The following is a 2,326-nucleotide window of genomic DNA, read 5'->3' on the forward strand; positions in this document are numbered from 1 at the left end:
CTCTTCTAGGGGTCGGGTTTGCACCGCCATCCGGATGAATAGTTGTAATCTTTCGGGGTTGTCCCCGCGAATTACCTAAGTCTTACCCCTCCTGGTAAAGGAGGCTCTTACTTAGAACAAGCCGCACATCCTAACTCCGTTGACTTTTTTGTCTGTAGCGTATCAAACCTTCTTTCGCTACACTACAATGACGATGATTCAAACATACCTTTCTCTCGTACCCATGAGTTCTCTGCCTGCTACTAACATCGGTCAGGTTAAGGATGCTTCGCTGTTCAACCCTTGCATCAATCCATGGGTTTGTTATGTCCATAAATCAGGGTAGGGCTTTCACTCGGATTTCGCGAGGGATGGATTTACACCATCATGGTTATCAAGTTGTCATGGTTCAGTAGACCAAGCGGCTAATCCCCCAAACCTTATTTAGGTATGATTTCTAGCCAACGAATCGCACGGATGTCTTTATACCATGGGCGAGTCTTTTTTAAACTTGGAAGAGTCTTTTTTTGACTGTAGTAATCGGGATTATCCCTTAATTCCGGGAGGTAACATACAAGCGGACAAGTATTAATTGAACAGCGATTTTCTTCATACCACCTGAACCGATCGGCCAGCAAATAGTTATATTGAGCACACAACATTGACAACCAATGATCAATCTTGGTTTGCTGATCTCTTGTCGGTTTTAGCCTGTACTGATACGCGATTCTCATTTGACTTGTCCTCTCGTATATCGACCTAGTAATATTATACTATATGTTAGGATTACCGATTTTGAAAAAAGACAACTGGAGCAAGATGCCAATCGAAGAGGGATGACCTCGTCTGAGTTTTAAGACAGCTTGATAGCTCGTTTCCCCGAACGCGCCCCGCGTCGGCTTTGCCGAATCCAAGAGACCCTGTGCAAAATTCATCCCACACTCATGCTGCGCATGTTCGTTGTGGGGCTTCTTTTGCCGGAAGCTAATTACTAACTACTAACAACTACTCATAGCCCAAATGTTTCCGAGCCGCTGATGTGGCGACACGACCCCGAGGCGTGCGGTGCAGGAAACCAATTTGTAACAGATAAGGTTCATAAACCTCTTCAATGGTTTGAGCATCTTCTCCAGTAGAGGCTGCCACTGCTTCTAAACCAACTGGTCCACCATTGAACTGTTCAATCATTACCTTGAGCACCAGTCGGTCTGTCCAATCTAAGCCCATCGGGTCTACATTAAAGATTTCCATGGCTTGAGCTGCTACATCCTGGTTAATTTGCTCAATGCCTTTGACTTGAGCATAGTCTCGCACTCGCCTCAGGAGTCGGTTAGCAATTCGAGGTGTGCCACGAGACCGACGGGCAATTTCCTCAGCACCATCTTCCGTTACTGCTGCCTTGAGCAGTTGAGCTGTCCTCGTTACAATTAAACTCAATTCATCGATCTCATAGAAGCGTAAGCGTTGGATCATACCAAAGCGATCGCGTAGGGGTGAGGTTAAGGAACCTACTCTGGTGGTTGCCCCCACTAAGGTAAACTGCGGCAGAGGAATACTACGGGTTTTGGCACTCTGACCCTTACCAATAGTGATATCCAATCGATAGTCTTCCATGGCTGGATATAGTAATTCCTCTGTCATGCGCGATAAACGATGGATTTCGTCTATAAATAAGATATCCCCAGGCTTGAGATTAACCAGAAGCCCCACAATATCTCGTGGACGCTCTAAGGCAGGTGCAGCAGTAATTTTACAATTCACCTCCATCTCAGTTGCCAAAATTAGCGACATGGTTGTTTTCCCTAATCCTGGTGGTCCATACAACAGCAGGTGATCCATGGCCTCATTTCTGGCTTTGGCGGCTTGAATGCCAATTTCCAAAACTCCTTTGAGTTCTTTTTGTCCGATGTAGTCGGCTAAGCGTTGCGGTCTAATACTCTCTTCCTGATGACCAATTTCCTCAGCGGTAGCCGTTGCTAGCAGTAGGTCTCCATCGCTTTGCGTCTGACGGGGTTTACTGCGACCTTTTCGCTTCTTGCTAGATTTGGGTTCTCTATCTGGGTTTTGGTACTGTTGTCTAAAAGACGTTATGGCCATGGGTCATACTTCATCCTTCATACTTCATACTTAGTTTACTTATGCTGGCTAAGAGAATCTTACCGTGCCTGGATGTAAAAGCTGGGCGAGTTGTTAAAGGGGTCAACTTTGTTAATCTTAAGGACGCTGGTGATCCAGTGGAATTAGCACAAGTTTACAATGATGCTGGTGCAGATGAGCTGGTGTTTTTGGATATAACTGCTACCCATGAAGACCGAGACATTATTATTGATGTAGTCTACCGTACAGC

2 protein-coding genes and 1 pseudogene are annotated in these 2,326 nt (G+C 45.7%); 1 reads left to right on the top strand and 2 read right to left on the bottom strand.

Annotated elements, in window-relative coordinates; all coding sequences use genetic code 11:
• Positions 1 to 455: 455 nt before the first annotated feature.
• Positions 456 to 713: pseudogene (locus tag F6K49_RS42110) on the bottom strand (helix-turn-helix domain-containing protein); the annotation flags it as partial.
• 271 nt (positions 714 to 984) lie between these two features.
• Positions 985 to 2,076 carry a Holliday junction branch migration DNA helicase RuvB gene (gene ruvB, locus F6K49_RS42115; protein WP_293023226.1) on the bottom strand — a complete coding sequence of 364 codons (1,092 nt, stop codon included), beginning with the start codon at positions 2,074 to 2,076 and terminating at the stop codon, positions 985 to 987.
• Positions 2,077 to 2,117: 41 nt separating this feature from the next.
• Between ruvB and F6K49_RS42120 the strand changes: the two genes are divergently transcribed.
• Positions 2,118 to 2,326, top strand: a 209-nt coding sequence (locus F6K49_RS42120; protein ID WP_293107271.1) for a HisA/HisF-related TIM barrel protein, incomplete at its 3' end; no start/stop codon positions are given.

This window comes from Moorena sp. SIO3I6 (genome assembly GCF_010672095.1).